The 24,077-nt window shown below is 54.4% G+C and carries 9 protein-coding genes; 3 read left to right on the top strand and 6 right to left on the bottom strand.

All coding sequences use genetic code 11. The features are described from left to right. Positions 1 to 524: 524 nt before the first annotated feature. Positions 525 to 1,853, bottom strand: a complete 1,329-nt coding sequence (locus ESZ00_RS09715; RefSeq protein ID WP_164981441.1) for a hypothetical protein — start codon at positions 1,851 to 1,853, stop codon at positions 525 to 527. 283 nt (positions 1,854 to 2,136) lie between these two features. Between ESZ00_RS09715 and ESZ00_RS09710 the strand changes: the two genes are divergently transcribed. From ESZ00_RS09710 to ESZ00_RS09700, 3 genes are all read left to right on the top strand, one after another. Continuing rightward, positions 2,137 to 5,658: an outer membrane beta-barrel protein gene (locus tag ESZ00_RS09710; RefSeq protein ID WP_373283916.1), complete on the top strand. Its 3,522-nt coding sequence runs from the start codon at positions 2,137 to 2,139 to the stop codon at positions 5,656 to 5,658. 27 nt (positions 5,659 to 5,685) lie between these two features. Continuing rightward, positions 5,686 to 8,637, top strand: coding sequence for a glycosyl hydrolase (locus ESZ00_RS09705; protein WP_129208075.1), 2,952 nt, complete (start codon positions 5,686 to 5,688; stop codon positions 8,635 to 8,637). A gap of 140 nt (positions 8,638 to 8,777) precedes the next feature. Next, positions 8,778 to 12,161 carry a glycosyl hydrolase gene (locus ESZ00_RS09700; protein ID WP_129208074.1) on the top strand — a complete coding sequence of 1,128 codons (3,384 nt, stop codon included), beginning with the start codon at positions 8,778 to 8,780 and terminating at the stop codon, positions 12,159 to 12,161. Positions 12,162 to 12,282: 121 nt separating this feature from the next. Here ESZ00_RS09700 and ESZ00_RS09695 read toward each other — a convergent pair whose 3' ends face one another. From ESZ00_RS09695 to ESZ00_RS09675, 5 genes are all read right to left on the bottom strand, one after another. Then, entirely contained in the window at positions 12,283 to 14,514 is a 2,232-nt protein-coding gene (locus ESZ00_RS09695) for an alpha-galactosidase D (protein WP_229741167.1), read from the bottom strand. A gap of 158 nt (positions 14,515 to 14,672) precedes the next feature. Next, positions 14,673 to 15,344 carry an SGNH/GDSL hydrolase family protein gene (locus ESZ00_RS09690; RefSeq protein WP_129208073.1) on the bottom strand — a complete coding sequence of 224 codons (672 nt, stop codon included), beginning with the start codon at positions 15,342 to 15,344 and terminating at the stop codon, positions 14,673 to 14,675. 100 nt (positions 15,345 to 15,444) lie between these two features. Then, positions 15,445 to 17,838, bottom strand: a complete 2,394-nt coding sequence (locus tag ESZ00_RS09685; RefSeq protein ID WP_229741166.1) for a glycoside hydrolase family 95 protein — start codon at positions 17,836 to 17,838, stop codon at positions 15,445 to 15,447. A gap of 53 nt (positions 17,839 to 17,891) precedes the next feature. Next, complete coding sequence (locus ESZ00_RS09680; RefSeq protein ID WP_164981440.1) at positions 17,892 to 20,048, bottom strand: alpha-amylase family protein; 2,157 nt, start codon at positions 20,046 to 20,048, stop codon at positions 17,892 to 17,894. A 97-nt stretch (positions 20,049 to 20,145) separates the two neighbouring features. After that, positions 20,146 to 23,769 (bottom strand): TonB-dependent receptor, encoded by a 3,624-nt coding sequence (locus tag ESZ00_RS09675; RefSeq protein WP_129208071.1) that lies wholly within the window; start codon positions 23,767 to 23,769, stop codon positions 20,146 to 20,148. Between the last annotated feature and the right edge of the window lie 308 nt (positions 23,770 to 24,077).

Genomic DNA, 24,077 nt, shown 5'->3' with positions numbered 1-24,077 from the left:
CCGAAGTTGCAAACCAATCATGCAAAGAAGAGAGATCGCACGAGCTGAAGATTCAGTCTCGTACGACGACACGGTTATAAAGGTTAAGGTGACCAGATCGGCCAGCACTGAGTTTCAGTATCCCTGCAATCGCACGATCGCCAGGACGTTCCTTCTTCCGTCTGTTTTCTTAATGACGCATTATTGCATCTAGGCTACCCAGAGCATCAAGAACTTTCGACAGGACAGACCCAGGCAGACATAATTTCAGAGAGTCTCTAAGCTCTAAGGCTGTTGTGCACTCGATGCAATCGGCTACAGCGAAGTGCATTCTTACTCTTTCGGTATCCGCCCGAACATGGGCTTTCGAAACGCGCCGTCGCAACAACGCTCAGAACTTGAACGTATTTCCAACGCGGGCATTATCTTCCCGAAAGTTCAGAGAGGTCAAAATTTATTCCAGCAGGCGCTTCAGCTATGCCGATACGTGCAGATAGAAAATCGTTATATCGGAAACGATGACGGCTGCATGCCTCTACAGCGAACTATTGTGCGCGTATGGACAGCAACTGAGCGCGGAACGGCGCGCCACGCAAGCTCGTGTTCTTCAAAACCGCTTCGAAGTATCCAATATGATCGCTATGCAGCTGCGCCTTTAGATCGTTCAAACCATCGGTCGACGTCATGAACTGTGCCGCGGCAGCCGTAGCGTCAGAATCTGTTCCGCCTAATAGCAGCACCTTACCGGTCCTGCCCGGATTAGGAACGAAGGCAACCACACTGTACGCCGTGATGTAGTTCTGCCCTATCGATGGACAAAGCCTGGCAGACTCGCTGGCGAGCGGATGCCGATTGACCACGCAGAGTGAAGCAGCTTCGTCACTGTCCTCGAGGCCGAAGTTCAGCTTCTCATCGAAGAGCGCAGTCCACGGATTGGCTTTTCTGCCACCGATAATAATCATATTGGCGTGATTGATCGAGTCCGCCTCAAAGAAGCGCGCCAATGACAGGTGAAAAGACGGAGCAATGGGCGAGAGAGCCAGAAACTGCTGCGCAGCGGCGAAGTCTCCGAGCGTAACGATGTTGTGGCCAAAGATTGTGTCCAAATCTCGCTGCCGGTCCGCACTCATATTACTGCCATGAGCACTCCCGGGAAAATCTCGATGGATATAGTCCCATAAGGAGAGCTGCTTATGGGTGATCTCTTCGCTCATGGTCACGGAAGCGTCCGGAAGAATGATATGCGTCTCTGGCGCCGCTGCGACAAAACTCGTCCAGAACTCCGAGACCACAGGCCGCCCCGCCCATGTATCGGTCAATATTCGCAGTGCGCGATTCTGCCACCATTGGATACAGCAGACTGTAACAAGTACAAATGTGACGCAAAGCCATGCCCAAGGAAGCTTTCGCGATACAGGCTTCTTTGCAACTGACTCCAGCGACGCGTCTGTAGAAAGTGTTAGCCCCTGCGCCTCCGGAAGGGCGATGGCAGAAGAGGTTGGCGCTTCTCGCCACTGGAAGAGCGGGATATATCCGCCGCGTGGAATGGAAAAGGTAAGCGTCTCCTCCGCACCTTCGGTTTCAAAATAACGGTCGATGCGTTTGCGAAGCTCGCTCGCATTAACGCGAACGATATTGTCCTGGCTGCGATCGTAGTCAGGAGACCGGCCGAACACATGCACACCAATCGTATGCTCGTGGATTTCAGATCCACCGGACTCGAGAGAGCCATACCCAACATACTGCAGAAAGTCACGGAGGCGCGCCGACCGGGAGAACTGGGAGCTATGAGCTACCCGGTCGATCAGCGCCCGGCGTTCTTCCACGGATGGGATGCCGGCGAGGTCATCTTTAATACGGAATCGAGTTTCCACAGGGAACATTTATCGTGGTCGAAGTGTAGCACCCGCAACTATCAGGTGGCATCCACGTAACAAATGGCCTGGCATGGGTACCTGCAAAGAGTGCCTATCGCTCGCACCACGACGTTCCACATTGCGAAGAATATTGACAAATAAGAACTTACATAGACTTTTAACGGTAAAGACCACCTGTGGTCTTCCGGTAAATTCACTTGCTGGTTGATCTATGGGCCACTCAGCATGGCCTCCGGTCTTCGAAGAGCAGGCTCTTCGCGGCAATTTCCGGAGGCGTCACTTGAGGAACAGATTCCAGCTCCTTTTACTTGCAACTATAGTTGCCACTCTCTTTTGGGTAGGCTCGACCACTACCCGGGCACAAAGCTATCTCGGCTCAATCCGGGGCACGATCACAGACTCGAGCGGAGCGGTTGTTCCAGGGGTGGAGATCGTTACGGAAGAAACCACCACACACTTCAAGACCACGGGAAAGTCCAACGGCGACGGGGCTTACACATTCGCCTCACTCAACCCCGGGACCTACACGGTCACGGTGACAGCAGCAGGTTTCCGCACCTCGACCCAGACAGGCATCGTGCTCATTGCGGGGAATGTAGAGCAGGTCGACGTCAGGCTTGAACCCGGCACGCAGAATGAGATCGTCAGGGTGCTGGCCGAGCAAAACACCCTGATGGATACCGCCTCTCCTAATCTCGCCACCACGCTTGATGCGAAAGAGGTCACCAGCGTCCCGAATAATGGCCGCAACCCCTTTGTCATGGCAACGCTTGCGGCTGGCGTGGTCACCACGGAATATACGCAGGCCAAAGCCAGCCAATTCACCAATCCATTCAGCGGCGTCGCTGTGCAGATTGAGAGCGAAGGCAGCAGCGGCCACAACCGACTTACGCTGGACGGCATCCCAGACGATCCTGCGGAGCGGTTGTCCGGCGCCTCCTATACGGGATTCGTTCCCTCGCCCGAGGCTGTGCAGGAAGTTAAAGTCCAAACCTCGATTTTCGACGCGCAGGTGGGCCACGGCAATGGAACTGTAACCAATACCATCATCCGCGGCGGCGGCAACGCCTACCACGGCGCGCTGTATTACGCCTTTCAGAATACCTACCTCAACGCAAACACCTACGAGAAGGTTCCTGATCAGGATGCGACAAATCCCGCGATCCGGACGCCACGCAACAACGATCAGCTTAGCCAGACCGGTCTTGTCATTGACGGCCCAGTGCGTATACCGCGTCTCTATGATGGCCGCGACAAGACATTCTTTATGTTTGCCTTCGAGCGCTATGCCTCGCACACGGCGATCAACTACAGTTCGCGCGTGCCAACCTCCGCCGAGCGCTCCGGAGATTTTTCGGCGCTTTGCACAGGAGGATTTGATGGAAATGGGCTCTGTCAGTCAGGTGTGCAGCTCTACCAGCCGAATTCGCCGGTAGACGCGAATGGAAACCGCACGGAGTACTACGCAGACAATAATATCGCCTCGGCGATCAACGCCTCGGCCGCAACGCTGGTGAATTATTTTCCCCAGGCCAATGTCGTGAATGCAACGGCGTTGACCGTACCAAACTATATCTCCAACCAGACCTCGTATCCGAGCACCTATCCATCCTTCATCGGTCGTGTCGACCAGGCGATCGGCGCAAGGAACAAGTTCTCAGCCATCATGTTCCGCTCCGGTCTCACGCAGAACTATCCACTCCAGGGTTTTCCCAAAGGAATCGGCCCCTCCGGCTATGGCTATCATGTCTATCGCAATAACCGCGGCGGCAGCATCGACGACGTACAACAATTCTCTGATTCGCTGGTTCTTGACTCTCGTCTGGGCGTGATGTGGCACCCGTTCGGCCTGGTCTATCCAGGAAATGAAAACTACGATCTGTCACAACTTGGTATCTCGTCCACAGGACTGCCGTATACCAGCTTTCCAGGGCTTACTTTCAACTCTGACAGCTACGCCGGATTAGCAGGCGGCTCAGGCGGACAGATCAGCACGAACCTGACGGCTGCACTCTCGGAAATCCTTACTAAGACAATTGCGCGTCACACCTTCCGCTTCGGCTTTGACGGCGAATTAATTCGCTACAACGTGCAGAACCCTGAAAGCGGTCTTGGTGCCTATGAGTTCGATCGCCGTTTCACGCAGAAAAACTCTGTGACCGAAAATGTAGGGGCAGATGCAAGTTCCGGTGATCCGTTCGCATCCTTCCTGCTCGGTTACGACTCGTCCATGTCCTACAACATCGAAGCAGCCTACGCACTGCAACAAATCTACACCGCGCCTTTTGCGCAGGACGATTGGCGCGTAACCGATAAACTCACACTCAATCTCGGCGCGCGCTGGGATTATGAGTCGCCCTTCACTGAGCGTTACAACAAGCAGGTTACCGGCTTCTGCTTCAGCTGCACCAACCCGCTGCAAGCTTCAGTTTCCGGGCTTACGCTCGACGGCGGGCTGGAATTCACCAATGCGTCCAACCGCCATCCCTATCCTTCGGACTGGAACAACTTCCAGCCGCGTATTGGCCTGGCTTACGCTGCGACACCAAAGACAGTGGCACGCGCCGGCTTCGGCATCATTTACTTCAACACGCTGGAATCTCCAATTGGTACTGGCTTCAGCCAGACGACCAGCTACAACAATTACGAAACCAGCGCACCGCTCTACTCCATCAGCAATCCATTCCCCTCAGGTGTACAGGAACCAACAGGCAGTTCGCTAGGCTTGTCCACCGGGCTCGGCCAGAGCATCAGCTTCGTCGATCAGAATCACGTACAGCCAAAGAGCGCGCAGTGGTCGGCCAGCGTGCAGCAACAGATGCCCGGCGATTATGTACTCCAGATTGCCTACGTTGGAACACGGCCGACCCGGCTGGAAGTAAATCACAACATCAATTACCTGTCGAAACAGTATTACGACAAGGGCTCTGCCGAAATAACGTATCTGAACAGCAAGGTTGAGAATCCGATGGCGGGAGTGTTCAGCGGAACGACCTCGCTGAACAACACAACCATTGCGCAGTATCTGCTCCTGCTGCCATATCCCGAATTTGGTTCGGTCACCGAGGACTATTCTTCGATCGGCAGCGCTCCCTATAACGCGTTGCAGGTGCAAGTACAGCACTCGATGAAGAACCACTACACACTGCAAGGCAATTTCACATGGTCCAAGACAATGGATCACACATCCTACCTGAACGGATTCGACACCAAGCTCGCATCGATTGAAGACTCAAGCCCGACACTGGTAGGCAATATCTTCGCCACTGTCGAACTGCCAAAGTTCGCACGACATAATCTCTTTGAGCGCATGGTCCTGGGCGGCTGGAATTTCAACAGCGTGCTGCGTCTCGAAAACGGACCGCTTATTTCGGCTCCAGGCAGCGTAACAATTATCGGAAATACGAAGCAGGCCAACCCGACATACAGCCGCTATCTCAATACCTGCTATGAGAACACTTCGGGTGAGCTTGTAGAGTCGACCGCCAGCGCTCCAGCCTGCGACAGTCTCTCACCTGTACCTGCTTATCGCCAGCGGCTGTCCTACACCACGCAGTACAACAGCACGGAACTCAATATCCGTGTACATGTGAAGCCAGTCGCCGATGCCTCGCTCTTCAAACAATTCCAGATCCGGCAGGGAACGACCTTCGAGATCCGCGGTGAGTTCTTCAACATCATGAACACCCCTATCTTCGGCGGCCCGGGAACATCCATCGGCAGCTCGACCTGGGGGGTGGTGACGCTGACGCAGGCTAATGATCCGCGCATTGGTCAGCTTACAGCTCGCCTTAACTTCTGAGTCCATCTTCTGAGCGCAGCGGCGCTATTGTTTGCGCCGCTGCGTCTGTCTTTCAAGCCGAACAACCTTGAAAGGATCGGCATGTTTCTTCGCCAGATGATCGCGGCGACGATCGTCTTTACATTCTCTCTGGTCAGCTATTCACAAACTGCAAGCTCACCCTCCCAGGAAGACAGCATCAGTCGGCTTCGCGCAGGCTTTCGCAACCCTCCACAACAGGCGCGCTTGCGCTGCTACTGGTGGTGGCTGAACGGCAATACCGACAAACCGACCATTCGGCATGATCTTGAGCAGATGAAGGAGAAAGGCTTCGGTGGCGTCCTTCTGGTCGATGCTGGCGGTGCCACTCAGAATGGCAATGCATCCGTACCTGCAGGACCAAGGTTTGGATCTCCTGCGTGGACCGAACTCTACCTATATGCACTCCAGGAGGCGGACCGTCTCGGGCTCGAAGTTACCTTGAACATTCAGAGTGGCTGGAACCTGGGAGGCCCCGGGGTAACGCCGCAGGATGCTGCCAAGCTGCTCACCTTTGCCGCCATCGATGTACAGGGTGGCTCTGCACAGGATCTTCATCTCCCTCTTCCGCCTGCTGCAAATAACTTCTATCGGGATATTGCAGTGCTCGCATATCCGCTGCACCACGGAGCAGCTTTCGCAATCACAAAGACTGACTCCCAAGCGATAAGTCCTGCTTCATACGAGCACATGCTGCGCGTACGCTCTGCTGCATCCGAATTCGGAATGAGTATGGAGGACACCGCATTCCTCTTGGACGACGACACCAGTACAACCTTTAAGGCCGACCCCACATTTGCGGATGCATCCGTCGCCGAGGTACATGTGTTGAACCTCCGCACCGATGGCTTCGTGCATATACAGCTCCCAGCCGGTACATGGGAGATTCTGCGCGTCGGGTACACGAACTCAGGCGCAAGAGTCTCGACATCCAGTGATACGTGGAAGGGCCTTGCCATCGACTATCTGAGCAGCCACGCCTTCGACCACTACTGGGACCAGAATGTGAAACCACTGCTCATAGCTGCAAAGCCTTATCACAGCCTGAAATACCTGGCCACAGACAGCTGGGAAGTCGGCGGCATGAACTGGACTGAAGACTTCCGTGAGGAGTTTGAAAAGAATCGCGGATATGACCCGATCCCCTATCTTCCCGTTATCGCGGGCCGCATCATCGGCAATCCCTCTGTCTCGACGCGCTTCTTAACGGATATGCGGCGTACTGTGGCAGATCTCATTGTGAAGCAGCATTATGACCATTTTGCCGCGCGTGCTGCGGAGTTCGGCCTTGGTGCACAGGCAGAAAGCGGTGGCCCGCATGTCGCTCCGCTCGATGCACTCGAGACCTTTCGCCGATCGGCTGTACCTCAGACAGAATTCTGGGCGCAAAACAACCACCGCCGCAATGACAGGAATCGTTACTTCGTCAAAGAGTCCGCCAGTGCCGCGGATATCTATGGCCAACCCTATGCAGCTGCCGAAGGCGAAACCTCCATCGGACCACAATGGTCAGAGTCTCTCTCTGAAGACCTGAAACCCTCCTTCGATATGGCAGTGACCGAAGGAATGAATCGCCTCGTCTGGCACGAATTTACCTCGAGCCCTGCATCAGCGGGTGTGCCTGGGCAGGAGTACTTTGCAGGCACACACTTGAACCCCAACGTGACATGGTGGAATGTCGGAGGCCCATTCTTTGACTATCTGAATCGCGTGCAGTTCATGATGCAGCAGGGACATGCCGTCCGTGATGTTCTGTACTTCTATGGCGACCAGACGCCAAACTTCGTACGTCTCAAGGCCGACGACCCGGCCCATGTGTTGCCCGGCTACGACTACGATGTCACCAACGAAGACGCCTTGCTGCGCACCATTCACATTGAAGGAGAAGAACTCCTGGGACCAAGCGGAGTACGTTGGAAGCTGCTGGTTCTTCCACCTACGAGACGACTATCACTTCCGGTCCTGCAGTTTGTACAGCGATATCTCAAAGCCGGTGGACACATCGCATCTCTCCCCCCTGCATCGGCGACTGGCAATGTGCCGGAGGCGGAAAAAAACAAATTTGATCAGTTATCCGCACAAATATGGAACCACTGCCACGACGGTGTACATCGATACTTGAAAGGCATGGTGTATTGCACCGCGGATGCTCATGCTGCGCTGCAACAGATGGAGATGACCCCAGATGTAGAACTTGCCTCCGGCGATATCCGCATCGCTGCTGCAAGCAGCAATACCATCGACTGGGTCCATCGCATAGTGGATGGAAGAAGTATCTATTTCATCCGCAGCGCTTATGGCGAAGAAAAGAAATTTTCCCTCTACCTTCGCGCGCAAGGAGCAGCAGAGCTCTGGGACCCCGTCACTGGAGAAATCTACTCCGCTTCTATGCAAGTCACGGGCGATCGTACAAGAGTGGACCTGCAACTGCCCGCTTTTGGCTCTATATGCATCGTCTTCCCGGAGAGAAGCACCACCCAATCCGCACCCACAAAAGTGCGAGAAGAGGCAACTGAAGGCTCCTGGCAGCTCAAGGTGCCTGGTAAGGTTGCTCTCTCCCTCGACAAGCCAGAATTTTGGACCGAGAGGAACGAGCTTCGCTTTTTCTCGGGCACCGCAACCTATCAGGCGAATCTCCATGCTCCTCGTCTGGCTTCCGGCGAATTTGCCTGCCTGCACACATCGCAGATCCATGAAGTCGCCAGGTTCCACAGCGATGATCAGGACCCGGCGATCGTGTGGACAGATCCCTACCAATACTGCATCCGGGAATTCAAGAGCGACCGCGTTCATCTGTCCATCGATGTCACAAACCTCTGGCATAACCGGCTTGTTGGAGATGCAATGGACCCTGCGCAGCGAAGCACCCACACCAACATTGTCATACCGCCAGCAGATCGATCTCTTCTGCCATCGGGGCTTTCCGGACCAGTAACCTGGTGGATTTACCGTATTCCGTGAAATGGCATAGGGGTGCCATTGATTTCCTAATGGTTCTATTGCCCTAATGGCATTGCGTGTGTTATCAGAGTTCGGCAAGTCTCATTCGCATTTTTGCGTTGTGACCTGGACCACGATGCTTTGCAGGAGAGAAGAATTTCATGGCCGCTCATCGCAGCACAATCCTTGCTTTAGCGCTGCTTGGCTGCGCGTCTGCAGCCGCATTTGCGCAGGAACCGGACCCACTAGGGTTTCTGAACCCTCCGCCTGAAGCGCATCCGCGGGTATGGTGGCACTGGATGAACGGAAACATCAGCAAGGGTGGCATTGACCTGGACCTGCACTGGATGCACAGCGTAGGCATCGACGGATTCCAGATGTTCGATGCGGCCATTTCCACGCCACAGGTTGTTCCCAAGCGTCTCGTATACATGACGCCGGAATGGCAGGATGCCTTCCGCTTTGCCACCAGGACGGCTGATGAACTCGGCATGGAAGAAGCCATCGCCGGATCGCCAGGCTGGAGCGAAACCGGAGGACCATGGGTACCTGCCTCGCAGGGCATGAAGAAATATGTGTGGAGTGAGACATTCGTCGAGGGCGGAAGACCATTCCACGGAATACTTGCGCATCCTCCGAGCGATACAGGCGCCTTCCAGAATCTCTCCTCGCACGAAACAATCACCGCGCCGGATGGATCTCAAACCTCTCCTCAGTTCTATGCAGACTCTGTCGTGGTCGCCTATCGCATGCCTGCCGATGCGCTTGCGATGAAAGCATCTCAGCCCCGCATTACATTCAGTGGAGACAACGCGGATGCCGCGCTGCTCTCGGACGGTGACTTCACAAAGACAGTAGATGTTCCCATCGCCGAAGACGGAGAGGCCTGGGTCCAGTATGAGTTTTCATCCCCACAAACAATTCGCGGGCTATCACTCGCGATGAAGACGAACTCCGGCCTGGAGGCACAGATCACCGGGACAGCAAATCCCGAGATTGATTTGGAATCCAGTGAGGATGGAACGACCTTCCGCAAGGTTGTAGACATCCCTCGCGGCAGATCGCAGGAGTCCACGATCTCTTTTCCCGCTGTAAAGGCACGATTTTATCGCGTTGTCTTCAAGAAGAACCCTCCCAAAGAGCTGCCTGCACGGATCAGGAACATGGACCCGAAAGCACTCGAGGCGGCAAGGAGCAAGGCAAAGAATACCTTCGACATCGAAGAGTTGCGCCTCTTCAGTGATGCTCATGTGAATCATTTTGAAGAGAAGGCCGCATTTGTTCCAGTGCCGAACCTCTACGATCTTGCCACACCAGAGTTCCCCTCAGATACCACGGTGGCAAAGCACGATGTTATCGATCTCACTAGCAAGATGAAGGCTGACGGCACTCTGGACTGGACTCCGCCATCGGGCCACTGGGTAGTCCTGCGATTTGGCTATTCGCTGCTCGGCATAACCAATCATCCGGCTACGGCCGAAGCCACAGGCCTCGAAGTCGACAAACTGAACCGCAGATACGTCGCAAACTATATGGATCAGTATCTCGACAGCTACAAACGCACGGTCGGTGCAGAGGAGATGGGCAAGCGCGGCATTCAATATGTGATTACGGACAGCTGGGAAGCTGGCGCACAGAACTGGACAGACGACATGGTGGCAGATTTCAAGCGGCTGCGCGGCTACGATCCTACGCCATGGATGCCCGTTCTAGCGGGACAGGTTGTGCAGAGCGCAGCGGATAGCGATCGCTTCCTGTGGGACTTCCGCAAGACGATTGCTGATCTGACAGCCGATGAGCACTATGGTCAGATCGAGGCATCACTGAAGGCGCGCGACATGGGCCACTATGGTGAATCGCATGAATCCGGGCGCGCTTTTATCGCAGATGGCATGGAAGTAAAAAAACTTGATGATATTCCGATGTCTGCCATGTGGACGCAAACGCCTGGCGTGAACAACGTGATATATCGCTACAACGCAGACGACCGCGAGTCAGCATCCGTGGCCCACATCTATGGCCAAAACATTGCTGCAGCCGAGTCTATGACCGCAGGGAATGCACCATGGGGCTGGTCGCCGGCTACTCTCAAGCCCACAGCAGATCAAGAGTTCCTCAATGGCATTAATCGTATCGTGATCCACGAGTCGGCCCATCAGCCACTTATCGGAAAAGCACCGGGATTGACACTCGGGCCCTACGGCCAATGGTTCAACAGGAACGAGACATGGGCCAAGGAAGCCGGCCCATGGATCAGCTACCTAGCACGTACCAGCTATCTTCTGCAGCAAGGTCACTATGCTGCAGACATTGTCTATTTCTACGGAGAAGATTCGAATCTAACAGCAATTTTCGAAAACTCGTCGCCCGCTATCCCTCCAGGGCATGGCTTCGACTACATCAATGCCGACGCACTGATCCATGAACTACACGTTGCGAACGATGGCTCGCTGACTACAGCGAGCGGAATGCATTATCGCCTGCTCGGCCTCGATTCGTTTTCAAAGCATATGTCTCTGCCAGTTCTACGAGCCATTTATCAGCTGGTGCAGTCTGGTGCAACGGTTGCAGGCCCCAAGCCGCTGGACGATCCGAGCCTCGCAGATGATCAGGTCGAGTTTAAACGCTTGAGCGAAGAGCTATTCGGCAGCGAACCTAGTGTGCGCCATGTGGGCAGGGGGACAGTCTATGCTGGCAGGCCGCTTACTGAAGTATTTCAGGCGATGCATATCGCCCCCGACTTTGACTATAAGGGAGCAGGCGACGATCCGTCCGTGCTCTTCGCACACCGCACTGTCAGCAATGGGGAGATCTATTTCATAGACAATCGCAGCGACCATGAGGCGTCGATCGATGCAAGTTTCCGAGTCATGGGCAAAGCCCCGGAAATCTGGAAGGCAGAAACCGGGACCTCCGAGCCGGTCTCGTACGAGATCGCCAATGGACGTACAAACGTTCCTCTTCACCTCGAAGCGTGGGGGACAGCCTTTGTTGTCTTCCGCCAGTCAACGACAGAATCATCCCACCAAGTGCCGCCATTACTGGAAACGAATCTAGAGACCTTGCAGGGACCGTGGACTGTCAGCTTCGAGGCTGGCCGCGGTGCTCCCTCCTCTATCACGATGCAGTCCCTTGCCTCCTGGAGTGAAAACACGGATCCGGGAGTCAGATACTTCTCGGGATCCGGAACATACACAAAATCTCTTGAAGCTCCACAGGCATGGTTTCAATCTGGCAGCAAACTCTATCTCGACCTTGGAGCGGTAAAAGAACTCGCACGCGTCACGATCAATGGAAAAGATCTAGGTGTAACCTGGCACGCGCCGTATCGAATCGATGTCTCGCACGCTTTACACCCAGGAAAGAATGACATATCCATTCGGGTAATTAACCTATGGGTTAATCGCCTGATCGGCGACCAGCAGCCGGATGCTACGGTGAAGTACACCTTTGCGGATGTAACCCCATATCATGCCGATTCCCCTCTTCTTCCTTCCGGACTGTTGGGACCTGTACGTGTGATCCGCGTTTCTACAACAAAGTAAATATCGCACAGGTATTGAGATTCCATCTGGACCATCCACAGATCGAATGAAGGGTCATAGGATCTGAGGCGACAAGAATCGGCCACACCGCAAACATGCGGTGTGGCCGACAAGAATGCGATCAGGGGTGTCCAAGTCTCGGGGCTACGACAATACGATCCAGATCCGGTGCATAACCTGATGCGTTGCCGAACTCAATCGTATTTGTCCCCGCGTGCAGCGTCACAGGAACTACCGTCGGAGTTGGATCGCTAAAGGTATCGCCATTCAGATCGAGTTCCGTCGCCGCCGCTCCATTCACACTCATAAAGAACGAGCGCAAGCCGCTGGTTTGATAATCGATCTCGAGCTGATAAGTTCCATCACTCGGCACAGTCACTTGCTCGAATGTGACCGTGTTCCCTGCTCCACCACCGAGGTTTCCCGCCTTAGCAAGTCCCGAGGAGTAGTTGCTGAAGACCGCACTCGCCGAACCATTGAGCGTAGCAACTTCTGCTTCATAGCTCGTTGTGGATGGAGCGGGAAAATCACCGTTGCCGCGAATCACGATGCGATCAAGATCGGGCGGATAACTGGGCGGATTGCCAAAGGAAATGGTATTCACACCTTTCTTCAGATACACCGGCACCGTTGTGCTGGCCGGAATCTCGAAGCTTCCACCGCTGCAGTTAAGCGTCTGGAAAGAGCCACCATTCACGTTATAGAGGAAGGACCTAAGACCGATTGTCATCGAGTCCACCTCCATCAGATATTCTCCGCTCCGCGGCACCGTCACATTTTCAAATGTCACAGTATTCGCCGCACCAAGTCCCAGATTGCCAACCTTCTCTCCGCCTGAACAGGCATTGCATTCTGCTACCGAGGCCGAGCCGCTCAGCGTTGCATTTTCTGCCTCATAGTTTGTTGAAGGAGCAGAGGCAGGCTTTCCAATGCCGTGCACCCGCAGCAGTCGTGAACCATGGCCCGCTAGTACCGTCGAAAAGCCCCCAGGCACAGAACCGAGCTCACGATGCAGCCATACATCACGCACATCCGTTGCCTGCCCAAAGCCAAGCAAGCTCCATGGGATTTGCGCGCGCACAACGGTTGCATTCATATTGAAAATACCGACGTTGTAATCACCATGGCCAAGATCGCTCACCCACACTTCCAGGTCGCCATCGAGCACCTGCTTCGCCGGACTGCCACTCTGGTCTACAGCAAGCACCTCATCGTTGCTCAACAGCTCTTTGCCAAATGTATCGATGCTGCGCAGATCGCCACCTAGAGTAATCGGTGCATTCGCCAGTACCCATAGATTCAATGCCGACCGCTTCTCTTCCCGCGTCAGACCGTCTGCAGAGCCATTGAGCAACTCCAGCGAATCGAGGTCGTTCCATCCCACTTCGAACCCCGCAGCACTCTCCCATCCCGGCAGATCCCGGAAGCGTTCATAGATGCGAGGCCAGTTCGTCAGCTTTGAACAATCACCTTCGCACTCTACATCCTGATCGATACGCCGCGCATTCGCGTACTCCTGCCATACGCTGAGGTAATCCTCATCGAGAGCCCAGGAAATCGTCAGCCAGATCGGACGGCCACTTGCTGCAATCGCCTTTGACCATGCAGCTACGTCGTCACGGTTATCAATAGAGAGTCCGTAGCTATCCGATCCCGGTGTAACTCCATCGAGCTTGATCAGGTCCACGCCCCACGAAGCAAACAGCGCCACGACCGAATTCATATATTCCTGCGCGCCTGGCTTTGAAAAATCAATCTTGTAGTGATACGGCGAAGTCCCCGACCCTCCAAAAGCATTCCCCGCTGTATAAGGCACTGTAAGGATGTCCTGAATGTGGTACTGCGTTCCGAGAATAGGCGAATTCGCCGCCACAGCTGGATACTCTACACCTGGAATCCAGTAGATCCCGACCTTCTGCCCATTCGCATGGATATGTGCAATCAGTGCCTGAATGTCTGGAAATGTCGTTGTATCCGGAATTGGCCGGCCGTAGCCGTCAAAGCTGCCCATCCAACCTGAATCGATGTTGATGTACTGAAATCCGTGCGCTTCAAGCCCTGAAGCAGCCAAGGCATCAGACTCCGCTGAGACATTGCTCTGCGTGAGGAATGACGAATCGATTGTCTGCTGGCTGAATGTACTCCAACCTAAATAGGGGTTGCGATGTTGAACCGTGCTCTGTGCAAAGGCTGATGAAGCCAAAGCCAGCACGACTGTTAACATGCACCAGCTTCGCCGAAGCAAGAGCGCCTGCCTTACGCGACGCAATCTCGACCGTCTTGCAGGTTCAGGGAAAAGGAAGTGGGTGGCACAAAATCCAACCCGACTGCGAAGAAAACCTCTAACACTCATAACAGCGACTCCTGGCCGTTGAAAAGCACTGAAATGCCGAAGCATCCACAATGGCTGGAACAGCGGGAGCAGTACCACGCGAATCCTTCGAGTAGGCACAGATCGAGGCAATCAATCTTGCAAGTCATGCATGGATTTCATCTAAATTTTGCTGCCTCTTAATGGGCTACCTTTCCCAATGCAGAGCGAATCATTGCGGCAGCCTGGTCACCCTGAATGTCCGCCCCTTTCGGGTTAAAGTGAACTGGATCCTCGTGCAGATCCTGGTGATCCAGCATCAGAGCATGCTGGTCGTCTACTGCAATCCTCTTCGCCTTTACCATCGCCAGAGCAATCGCATTCCGGGCATCTACACGTGGATTGGTTGCACCTGTATCGGCATCGGAGCGCACTGGCGTCGTCGAGGCCCAGATAAGCGCACCATCCCTGCCTGCAAGTCCTCGCACCGCTTTCACAAATGAAGGAAAACCTGCTTCGTACTGAGCTTCCGTATAACTCCACCCGTGCATCCCGTTGTTAAAGTGGACCACCCGAAAGCGCACTCCTTCCAGCTTTGCGAACTCCGCAATCTGTTTCGGCAAACGCGGGTCTCCCACACAGATCGACGATGCCATCAAATAAACATTTGCCAGGCCCGTCAGTTGCTTCGTCACCTCTGGGAAATAATTTCGCGAGATTGAGTCACCCAGGAGCAGCACATTCGGTAAATGCGCATCGACATGCGCTGGCCGCACCTCCCATGTCCATTCAATCTCTTCAGGGATCGACACCGGTGTCTGTGCAAGGGATAACAGCGGTGTGCCAAGCGCGCCAGCTGCAATCAGGAGCACAACGGCGCGTTTTCTACGGAACCATACAAACATCCACGTCACCTCATCTTCCCTTCACTTACCTTCAAGATCGCGCATAGCTCGATCAAACATTCGTCCATCATGCTCGAAAATCCCTTGCCAGCATACGCCGCGTCTCGCCGGGAGCAATCTCTACGCTCAGTACTCGTTCCCCGTAGCGGATCTGTGTCTTGCCGCCGCGCTGGCTAAACAGCATTGCCTCCCTCAGCTGCCCGCGTTCCCATGCAAGATCCACCACAAAGCTACCCCGCGCACACAATCCACGGATTGATCCTTTCGCCCAGGCCACGGGCAACGCGGGCAATAGTTCGATCTCTCCTCCTTGCGATTGCAGCAGCATCTCCGCAATACCTGCTGCCCCTGCTGTATTTCCATCGATGGCAAAGATGTCCTGCTCCGCACCGGCAACGCCACCGCTTGAAAAGGTCAGCAGATTCGATGCAGAGGACTTCGATATCAGCTCAATCAGATACTTCCGTGCCTCATCACCTTTCAGCAGCCGCGCGTAGTAGACCACCAGATTGGCTCGCCCCCACTCGCTCTGCTCCCAGTGTGGCGCATGGATACGACGTTCTATCGTCACCTCCGCTGCACGAGCCAATTCTGGCGTCTTGCGAGGTGAAATCTCGTTCTCCGGATAGAGTGCAATGAGGTGTGACGTGTGGCGATGATTCGGATACGCTTCTTCAAAATCCTCCAGCCATTCCTGCAACTGCCCATGCCGTCCAACTTGAAATGGCGGCAGCTTCCGTCTGGCAGACATGAGTCGTTCACGTAGCGCTTCATCCACTCCTAGCGTTTCACTCGCTTCTATGCATATGCGAAAGAGCGCATCGATCAGCACCCGATCACAAGTTGGCCCCATGGAGACACTGGCCCTCCCACCCGTCGGTGTCAGGTACCAGTTCTCAGGCGATTCGGATGGCCCGGTCACCAGCCATCCATGCTTCGGCTCTGTGACCATATAACCGAGAAAAAACTCCGCGGCATCGCGCAGCACCGGATACGCCCGCGTGCGCAGAAATACGATATCTCCGCCAAAGCTCCAATGCTGCCAGAGCTGTAGTGATATCCATACGCCAGCAGTTACGAATATGCCCCACCCTGTGCCTCCCGGCGCTGTATATCCCCATGGATTGGTAACCGTGTGAGCTACCCATCCTGGAGCCCCATACATGCCCTGCGCCGTTTCATGTCCATGCTCCCGCATCCCATCAATCAAACGAAACAGCGGCATCTGGCATTCGGAGAGATTGCATACTTCGGCCGGCCAATAATTTTGTTCGGTATTGATGTCCAGATGGAAGTCATCTGTCCAGCCCATGCTGCTCGCCAACCCATCATTCCAGATACCTTGCAGAGCCAGTGGCAACGGCGAGTCTTCGCGCGAACCAGCAATGGTGAGATAGCGCCCGTACTGAAAGAATAGCGCCAGGAGCTCCGGATCATCCGCGCCATCCTCGACTGCCTTCCTCCGCTGATCGATTGGCATGGTGCGCATTGCCGATGTACTTTCGCCAAGATCGATGGCCATGCGCCGGTAAAGCGGCTGATAGTCGGATACATGAGCCTTTCGCAGTTGCGAATAGCTCTTGACTGTGGACGCATCCAGTATCTTGCGGCACATCTGGCCAGCGTTTGCACCACCATAACTCGTACCGATTGCCACAAGCAGCGTCACCTCATCGGCACCTTGCACTTCTAGGCTATTCGCCTGTGCTGTCACCATGCCACCGTCATTCAACACTCGTGCTTCAATCTGCACTGCCACACCATCACGACCACTACTATGCAACGTCTCCCACGCATGCCCAGTGAACCGTAGCGCACCATCCGCAGCATGCACCTCACCAGGCAATACGCCCTCGCCAAAATGCATGCGGAACCCGATCCGCTTTTTCCTGTTACAACTCACCCGCATTATCAGCACGCCATCAGCATGGGATGCAAAGGCTTCCCGCTCATAGCGATCTCCGTGCGCCATCCATCGCACCTGTGCGATGGCTTCGTTCAAACGCAGCGATCGCTGATACTCAGTCACTTCGGCGCCGCTCTCAAACTCCAACAGCAACTCTGGTAGTGGAAGATTCGTGCCGAAGTTCTTCATACTGCCGACCAGATACTTCGAGCTGAGCACCTGCGCTTCATCGTATTTTTCCGCAAAAAGCAGCCGCCGGATCTCCTCGAGGTGCTCGCGCGCGCCCGGGTTCACATCCCCTGTTGCTGCGGCTCCCGACCACGCGGTTGATTCAGAGAGTGCAATCCGCTCCCGCTGCATACCGCCAAAAACCATCGCACCGAGCCGTCCATTGCCCAGCGGAATCGCCTCCAACCACGTATCTGCCGGCCTGCTATACCACAGCACGTCACCTGTTTGCGTCTGCTCCCCATGCAATGAGGAAGGCAACTTCGTCATCACCCCCAACGCTGCGGCACCCTGAAGAAATTCACGCCTTGATACGGACAATGCCAAACCCTTTCGCTACCAGTTCTTTGCCACATGATGCAACTCATCATGCAATCACATCATCTCTGCGGTCGTACTTCTATCAGCTTCGACTCCCCTGCACTAAGTGAAATCGCAATCGTTCCATGCACCGAAGGCATTCCTTCTCCACTTGCAACATCTGTGAGCGCGGCCCCACTAACTGTTCTCAGTGATGGATCAATCCTCTCCAGTGGCACGTCTATCGTCTTCGCATTCTTCGCGTCATAGTTAAACAGCGCAAGATAGTAGCCACTCGATGTCTTCCGCACAAAGGCGGCTGCAGCCCGATCTCCCGTGTCCCCCTCAATCGGACGAAAGACCTTACCCTCACTGGCCACAGCAAACAATCGCGGATTGTCATAGACCTGTCGCGCCAGCTCACGCCCCTGCGGATCATCCGCTAATCTGCTGCTGTCCAGGATCATCCCTCCGCTTATGATCGCTGACAGTAACCGGCTCCTTCCTTCGGTGACATTCCGCGCACCCAGGTCAGCATTCTCGCCCAGCACCACATGGTCTGGATCTGCGATATATAGATTCCCGCTCGTCCACCATCCATACGTCAGCGAGTTCAACATGTACTCCGTGGACTGGTCGCCGTCGATGTGCCCCTTCGTATCACAGGAGAGGCGCCGTGCATTCCCATACCCCGAAGGGAACAACGGTGCAATCGACAGACTGAGGAATATACGCCTGTCAGCCGCTTTCGCGATCTCCTGCATCCCCTTGTTGTAGGCCTCGATGCCCGTTTGGACCGCCGGATCATAGTGCTTGCCCTCCAGCGCTCCATGCGAGAGAAAATCGATCTTCAGGTACTGGAATCCCATCTGCGCAAACTGCTGCATCGTAAAGCGAATGCGCTCTATCTCTCCAGGATGTGTGGGATCGATCGGCCGGCCTCCGTCCACCTTTGGCAGCAACGATCCATCCGGAGCCTTTAAAAGAATGTCCCGGTAGCGATACTTACCATGTGTACCTTCAACTATCGCATCCAGATTGTCTGACCAATATGCAAACGGCGTCCAGTAGATGCCAGGCTCGAAGCGCGTGCCATCTGGTGCGCGCATAGCCTTGATTGTCGCCACGGCATCTGCTAGCTGCACTGCATCCAGTCTTGACCAGAAGGCGTCAAGATTGATGTAGACGACCCGCCCCTTGCCAAAGCCTTGCGGAAGCAGCGTGTCGTGCACATACGCAGCGGCCCCCAGATAGCGGTCATAATCAATCTTGTCTGCATATGCTGCCCAGCTATTCCATCCCATCGGAACAGGCCCCGCCCAGTGCAATGACGGATGCACTGCCGCATTCACCGCGCCATATGTTTCCAGTCCATCCCGCCAATCCGCGAACGATCCGATCAAAACCCGCGGCGAAGTCACCCGCCTGCCGCTTACCACGCCGTGCGGCAAGGTATCATGCGTATCCGTACGAACTCCGGTCGGTAAAGCAATGCCACCGTAAATATCCAATCCACGGATCTTACCGGAATCCACACGCACATCAATCGCCGTCTTCCATACATCGTGATCGATCGAACCCAGTACGAAGCCCGCGCGGCTTGCGTTGTCGTAGACCGCCGTCACTTCACTGCTGGTGAAGTCTTTACCCGCCGTCAGCCCTTGCACCGGTTCACTGTCATAACGAAACCACATGTCGTTATCGAATGGAACATGCAGTACGCGCAAGGAAGCACCTGGCTTTACCGTCACCGCATCATCGCCTGCCAATCGGACTGCATTGATATGCCTTGTACCGACCGCACTTGCGGCGGCATCCAACTCAAGCTGCACAGAAAACCACGGCTTATCCGCTGCAATCCGCACATGCTGCAACAGGGGTGGTTTGCCCTCCGCCCGACTTACGATGGTGAACTCCGTCACCCCATCCTTACCGCTCAAAGCCATATGTGACTCGAGCGTATGTGTCGTATAAGCCGAGGTCGCAAGCTCACGCCCATCCGCCAGCTGAACCGCACTCTCTATTCCCTTGAGCCTTTGCCCATCGTGCCACTCCGCATCCATGCGGCCGGTCTGCGTATGGTAGTCGATAGTCAGCAGACGACTCTTGAGCGTGATCTCGTCTGCATGAATAGAAGAGGTTACCTGAGCCTCGGCAGAAGCCAGCCCCACAAATAACACAATGCTTGTTACAGTAGCGCGCCATAAAAGGCGCACGCACATATTCATCTCTTTCACCCGGCCAGCATGGTTGCAACAGTAAACAAGGATTGTCTAGATACTGCATAAAAAGAAAGGGCGGTAATGGAAGCCGCCCTTTTCGAGGAGCCACTTTTCAAAACGTATATTTCAGAGAGAGCTGGAAGAAGCGTGAGTCCGGGGTATTGTTTTGGAAAAATTTACTCCCCGTGATCTGGCCTCCGTTTTCATTGATCGAACCATTCGGAGTCCCAAGCGTGGGATGATTCAGGATATTGAAAGCGTCTGCGCGAAACTGTAGTTTCTGCTCACGCCAGGTTGGAAACGACTTAAAGAGAGACATGTTCACCTGGTAATAGCCCGGGCTGTAGAGAGTATTCTGCAAACCACCAAGCAGAGCTTCCGCAGTTGCCGTATCCGTAACCGGTCCCTGGATCGTGACATAAGAACCATCCGAGTTCCGAGTACCAACCGGATTGCTGGCATTGGAAATGGCCTCGCCTGGAATCGGGTTCGCCAGTGCGCATGGATTGAAGTAATTCGTCTTATTTTTTACATGTGCCGGGCATGTAATGTTCGGGTTCGTCGGGTCAGGCGAGCCTCCCCCAGCATACGGGTCACGCCTGATAATGGCCCGCGCACCACCGCCGCCCGCCGTGCTGATATTCGGGCCAGCTGTAAATGGCGTGCCGGTCTGTGCGGCATAGCTCAAGCTGGAGGACCAGCCACCGATAGCCTCGTCGACCCAACGAGAGCTGTTGCTCAGGAATGTCTTGCCTCTTCCAAAAGGCAGTTCATAGTTACCATTGATGGTGAAGCGATTGCGAACGTCAAAATTTGAGTTTGTAAGCTCATCAATAAAAGGAATCAATGCAAGATTGCGATCGCCGACCGCCCCAAAGTTACCGCCCGCATCACTTGCATCGTCCAAAGCATGTGACCAGGTGTAAGTCGCAAGGAAGGAGAGACCATGCGAATACCGCTTCTCAATCTTCGCCTGCAGCGAGTTATAAGTGCTTACGCCTGCGTAATGGATCTGACCGACACCACCGAGCGTCGGGAACGGATTATAGAGATTCGTATTTGGAGTACCTGGTCTCCACAGCGCGGGTGCCGTGTTTGGCGATCCGTACAGTGAGAGGTGACGGGCAAAGTTGCCCACATAGCTAATGGTTGCAGCGGTGTTATTCGTAATCGCCTGCTCAACCGACAAGCTGTAGCTCATCGTATAAGGCGTCTTGATATTGACATCAGAGGCGTGGAAGCTGGGATAAGAAACAAAGTTGACCAAGCCTCCAGCTGCAATTTGCGGTTCGACTCCAGTTTCAAGAGTGATGCCCGGCGCGGCAATGACAGACGAACCCCCTGTTCCATTCGACGGAGTGGCAATCGAAGGGCAGAAGTCCGGCTGGCAGTTGTATGGATTGAAATTTGCCTGGTTAAAGAACGGATAGTTTGCACCAAGGTTGGTATTGCCTTCAGCCATCAGGCCGCCATAGAAGATACCAACGCCTGAACGCACGACTGTTGTTGGACGAGCCTGATAGGCAAAGCCGATACGAGGTGCAAAGTTCGTCTTTTGCCCATTTACTAAGCGATCGTTGTTCACATACTGCACAGTGACATTGTTTGCCGCCAACGTGTTGATGAAGTTTGCGCCTAATGCAACGTTTTGCGCTTTCTTTGGCAACTCGTATACGGCCGAGCCAGTACCAGGTCCAAGAGGACCGGTCACAACAAAGTTCGCCTGCTGTCCCGCGTTCTCTTTATATGGCTGGTAGTAGTCGTAGCGCAGGCCCAGGTTGATAGTCAGCTTGTGCGTTACCTTCCAATCATCTTGCGCATAGCCCGCGTAGTACCACTGGGCATCGCTGATATTCGGTGCATTCGCGACATCGGCGCTGGCTGCCTGGTTTGCCAGGAAATCCGCCACGCCATAACCGGTAAAGCTCACGCCAGGAATACCTGTATACGTGCCATTCCAGTCATACTGCCCCAGAGAGGCGGGCGCATATTGGTATGCAAAACGAATCGACTGAAGTGAAACGCCGAACTTCAGTGAATGATTGCCCAGGACATCTGTGACGTTGTCAAGAATCTGATATGTGTTCTGGGATTCGTCGTTCGTGCCTACCGATCCCCAATTCGTGATGCCGCTTACCTGCCCAAGCGGTAGACCATACTTTCCTGGTCCAAGGCTGGGAATGCCTCCGAGTCCGAGCGACGCAGCAAGCCCTGGATTAAAAGCATTCGCCTGGAGATACTTGGAGATTCCCCAGTTATAGCCAAAGCGAAATTCATTCGTCAGCATTGGGCTGAAGACATGCGTCTCGCTACCCATGAAGTTCTCAAAGAGATTCGTATCGCTTTGACCACCATAGCCGCTGCCGTCAAGGACCGGCCCCAGAGGCAAACCGTTCGTCTTGATTTCATGCATGTAACTGAAGCGCGCATAAACCTGGTCTCTGGAGCTGATATTCCAGTCTGCACGCTGGTCCCATTGAATGATGTCGTCCGAATTGGAAAGCACTTCATTCAGGTTGTTGTAAGTTAGACCATTATTCGCATTCGGCTTCGGATAGAGGTTCAGAATGCTCTGGGCAACAGGATCAATCTGGTTCGAGCACAGGACATTGGCCTGCCCATTGCACGAAAGCGGTTGACTCTGGTTCGCCGAATTCGGCTGATAAAGTGTTACCGGCTGATTTGGACCATTTCCCGTCAGATTGCCGTTCAGCAACTCACTGAAATTGCCTTGACGCATCAGCGCCGTAGGCACTGTCTGGATGCTCGGATAGCTGATCGAGATTCGGTTGGCCTCGATATCTCCGAAGTAGAACAGCTTGTTCTTCAAGATTGGGAAACCCAGCGTCGCGCCGAATTGATTTTGATGATAGGGCGGGACAGGGGTATTAGGAGCCGAATACCAATAGTTGGAGTCAAGTGCAGTATTGCGAATATATTCCCAGACATCTCCATGAATCTGGTTGGTACCGGATTTGATGCTGGCGCTCATCACACCGCCTGCTGAGTGACCAAACTCGGCGCTGAAGTTACTGGTCTGCAAGCTGAACTCGGAGAGAGCATCGGGAGGAGGCCGCATCACATAGCTGGAGCCGTTAAGAAAATCCACCAGATTCGTGTTGTTGTCGACGCCGTCGAGGATGAAATTATTCTGTTCCGCACGCTGGCCATTGGCGACAAAGTCCCCCGATCCGCTGCCGCGCGTCTGCCCGAATGGCGGAGCCACACCAGCTGTCAACTGGGCGATGTAGACCCAGTTGCGTCCATTCAACGGGGTGTTATTGATGGTCTCGGCGCTGATCACCTGTCCCACTTCGTTCGTCTGCGTCTGCAACAGTGGAGCGGCATCGGTCACCGTCACCGTCTGCGTCACAGCGCCAGGAACCAGACTCAGAACAATGTTCAAGCGCTGCTGTGCGTCGAGGTGCACATTCTCCCGGGTAGTCGTCTGAAACCCTGAGGCAGTGGCGCTTACTTTGTAATTGCCGATTTTCAGTGGAGAAAAAACATAAACGCCGCTCTCATTCGAACTCCGGTCCAGTACAAGTCCCGTATCAATTTCGGTCAACGTCACCTTTGCTTTTGGAACTACTGCTCCGGATGGATCTTGCACTACACCCGTGATCGTTCCCTGATCTACCTGGGCATAACCCATAGAACAGAGGAGCAGAAGAAGCAGGCACGGCACTCCGGAAAAAAGAAACAGCGTGAGCAGCTTTCTAAGTTGTGGAGACATGGTTTCGCCTTCCCTCGTTTTGTGTGTACCCATCTGTCAGCAAACTTCCCTGGAAGGGCTTCCTGTTCCTCCGCAATTCTCGGGAAGAAAAGCCTGCCTAAGCCGTAAGCCATGCGACATTTGAGCACTCATAATGCGACGCCAAACTTAAGCGCTTAAAATACTGCTTGTCAACGCCCTCCTGTAAGTAATTGATTCCATGTAAAGAAATACGACTTCAAGCGCGATGTAACCGTTGACACAACAGTTTTCTCCGTGCCGCCAGTAAGTACTTAAAGGGCGGGATTGCTGCCCTAATACTCACTATC

It is taken from the genome of Silvibacterium dinghuense, from assembly GCF_004123295.1.
Lineage (GTDB): Bacteria > Acidobacteriota > Terriglobia > Terriglobales > Acidobacteriaceae > Silvibacterium > Silvibacterium dinghuense.
Note: the sequence above shows the minus strand (reverse complement) of the source record. Positions and strands in the feature narration are given on the sequence as shown.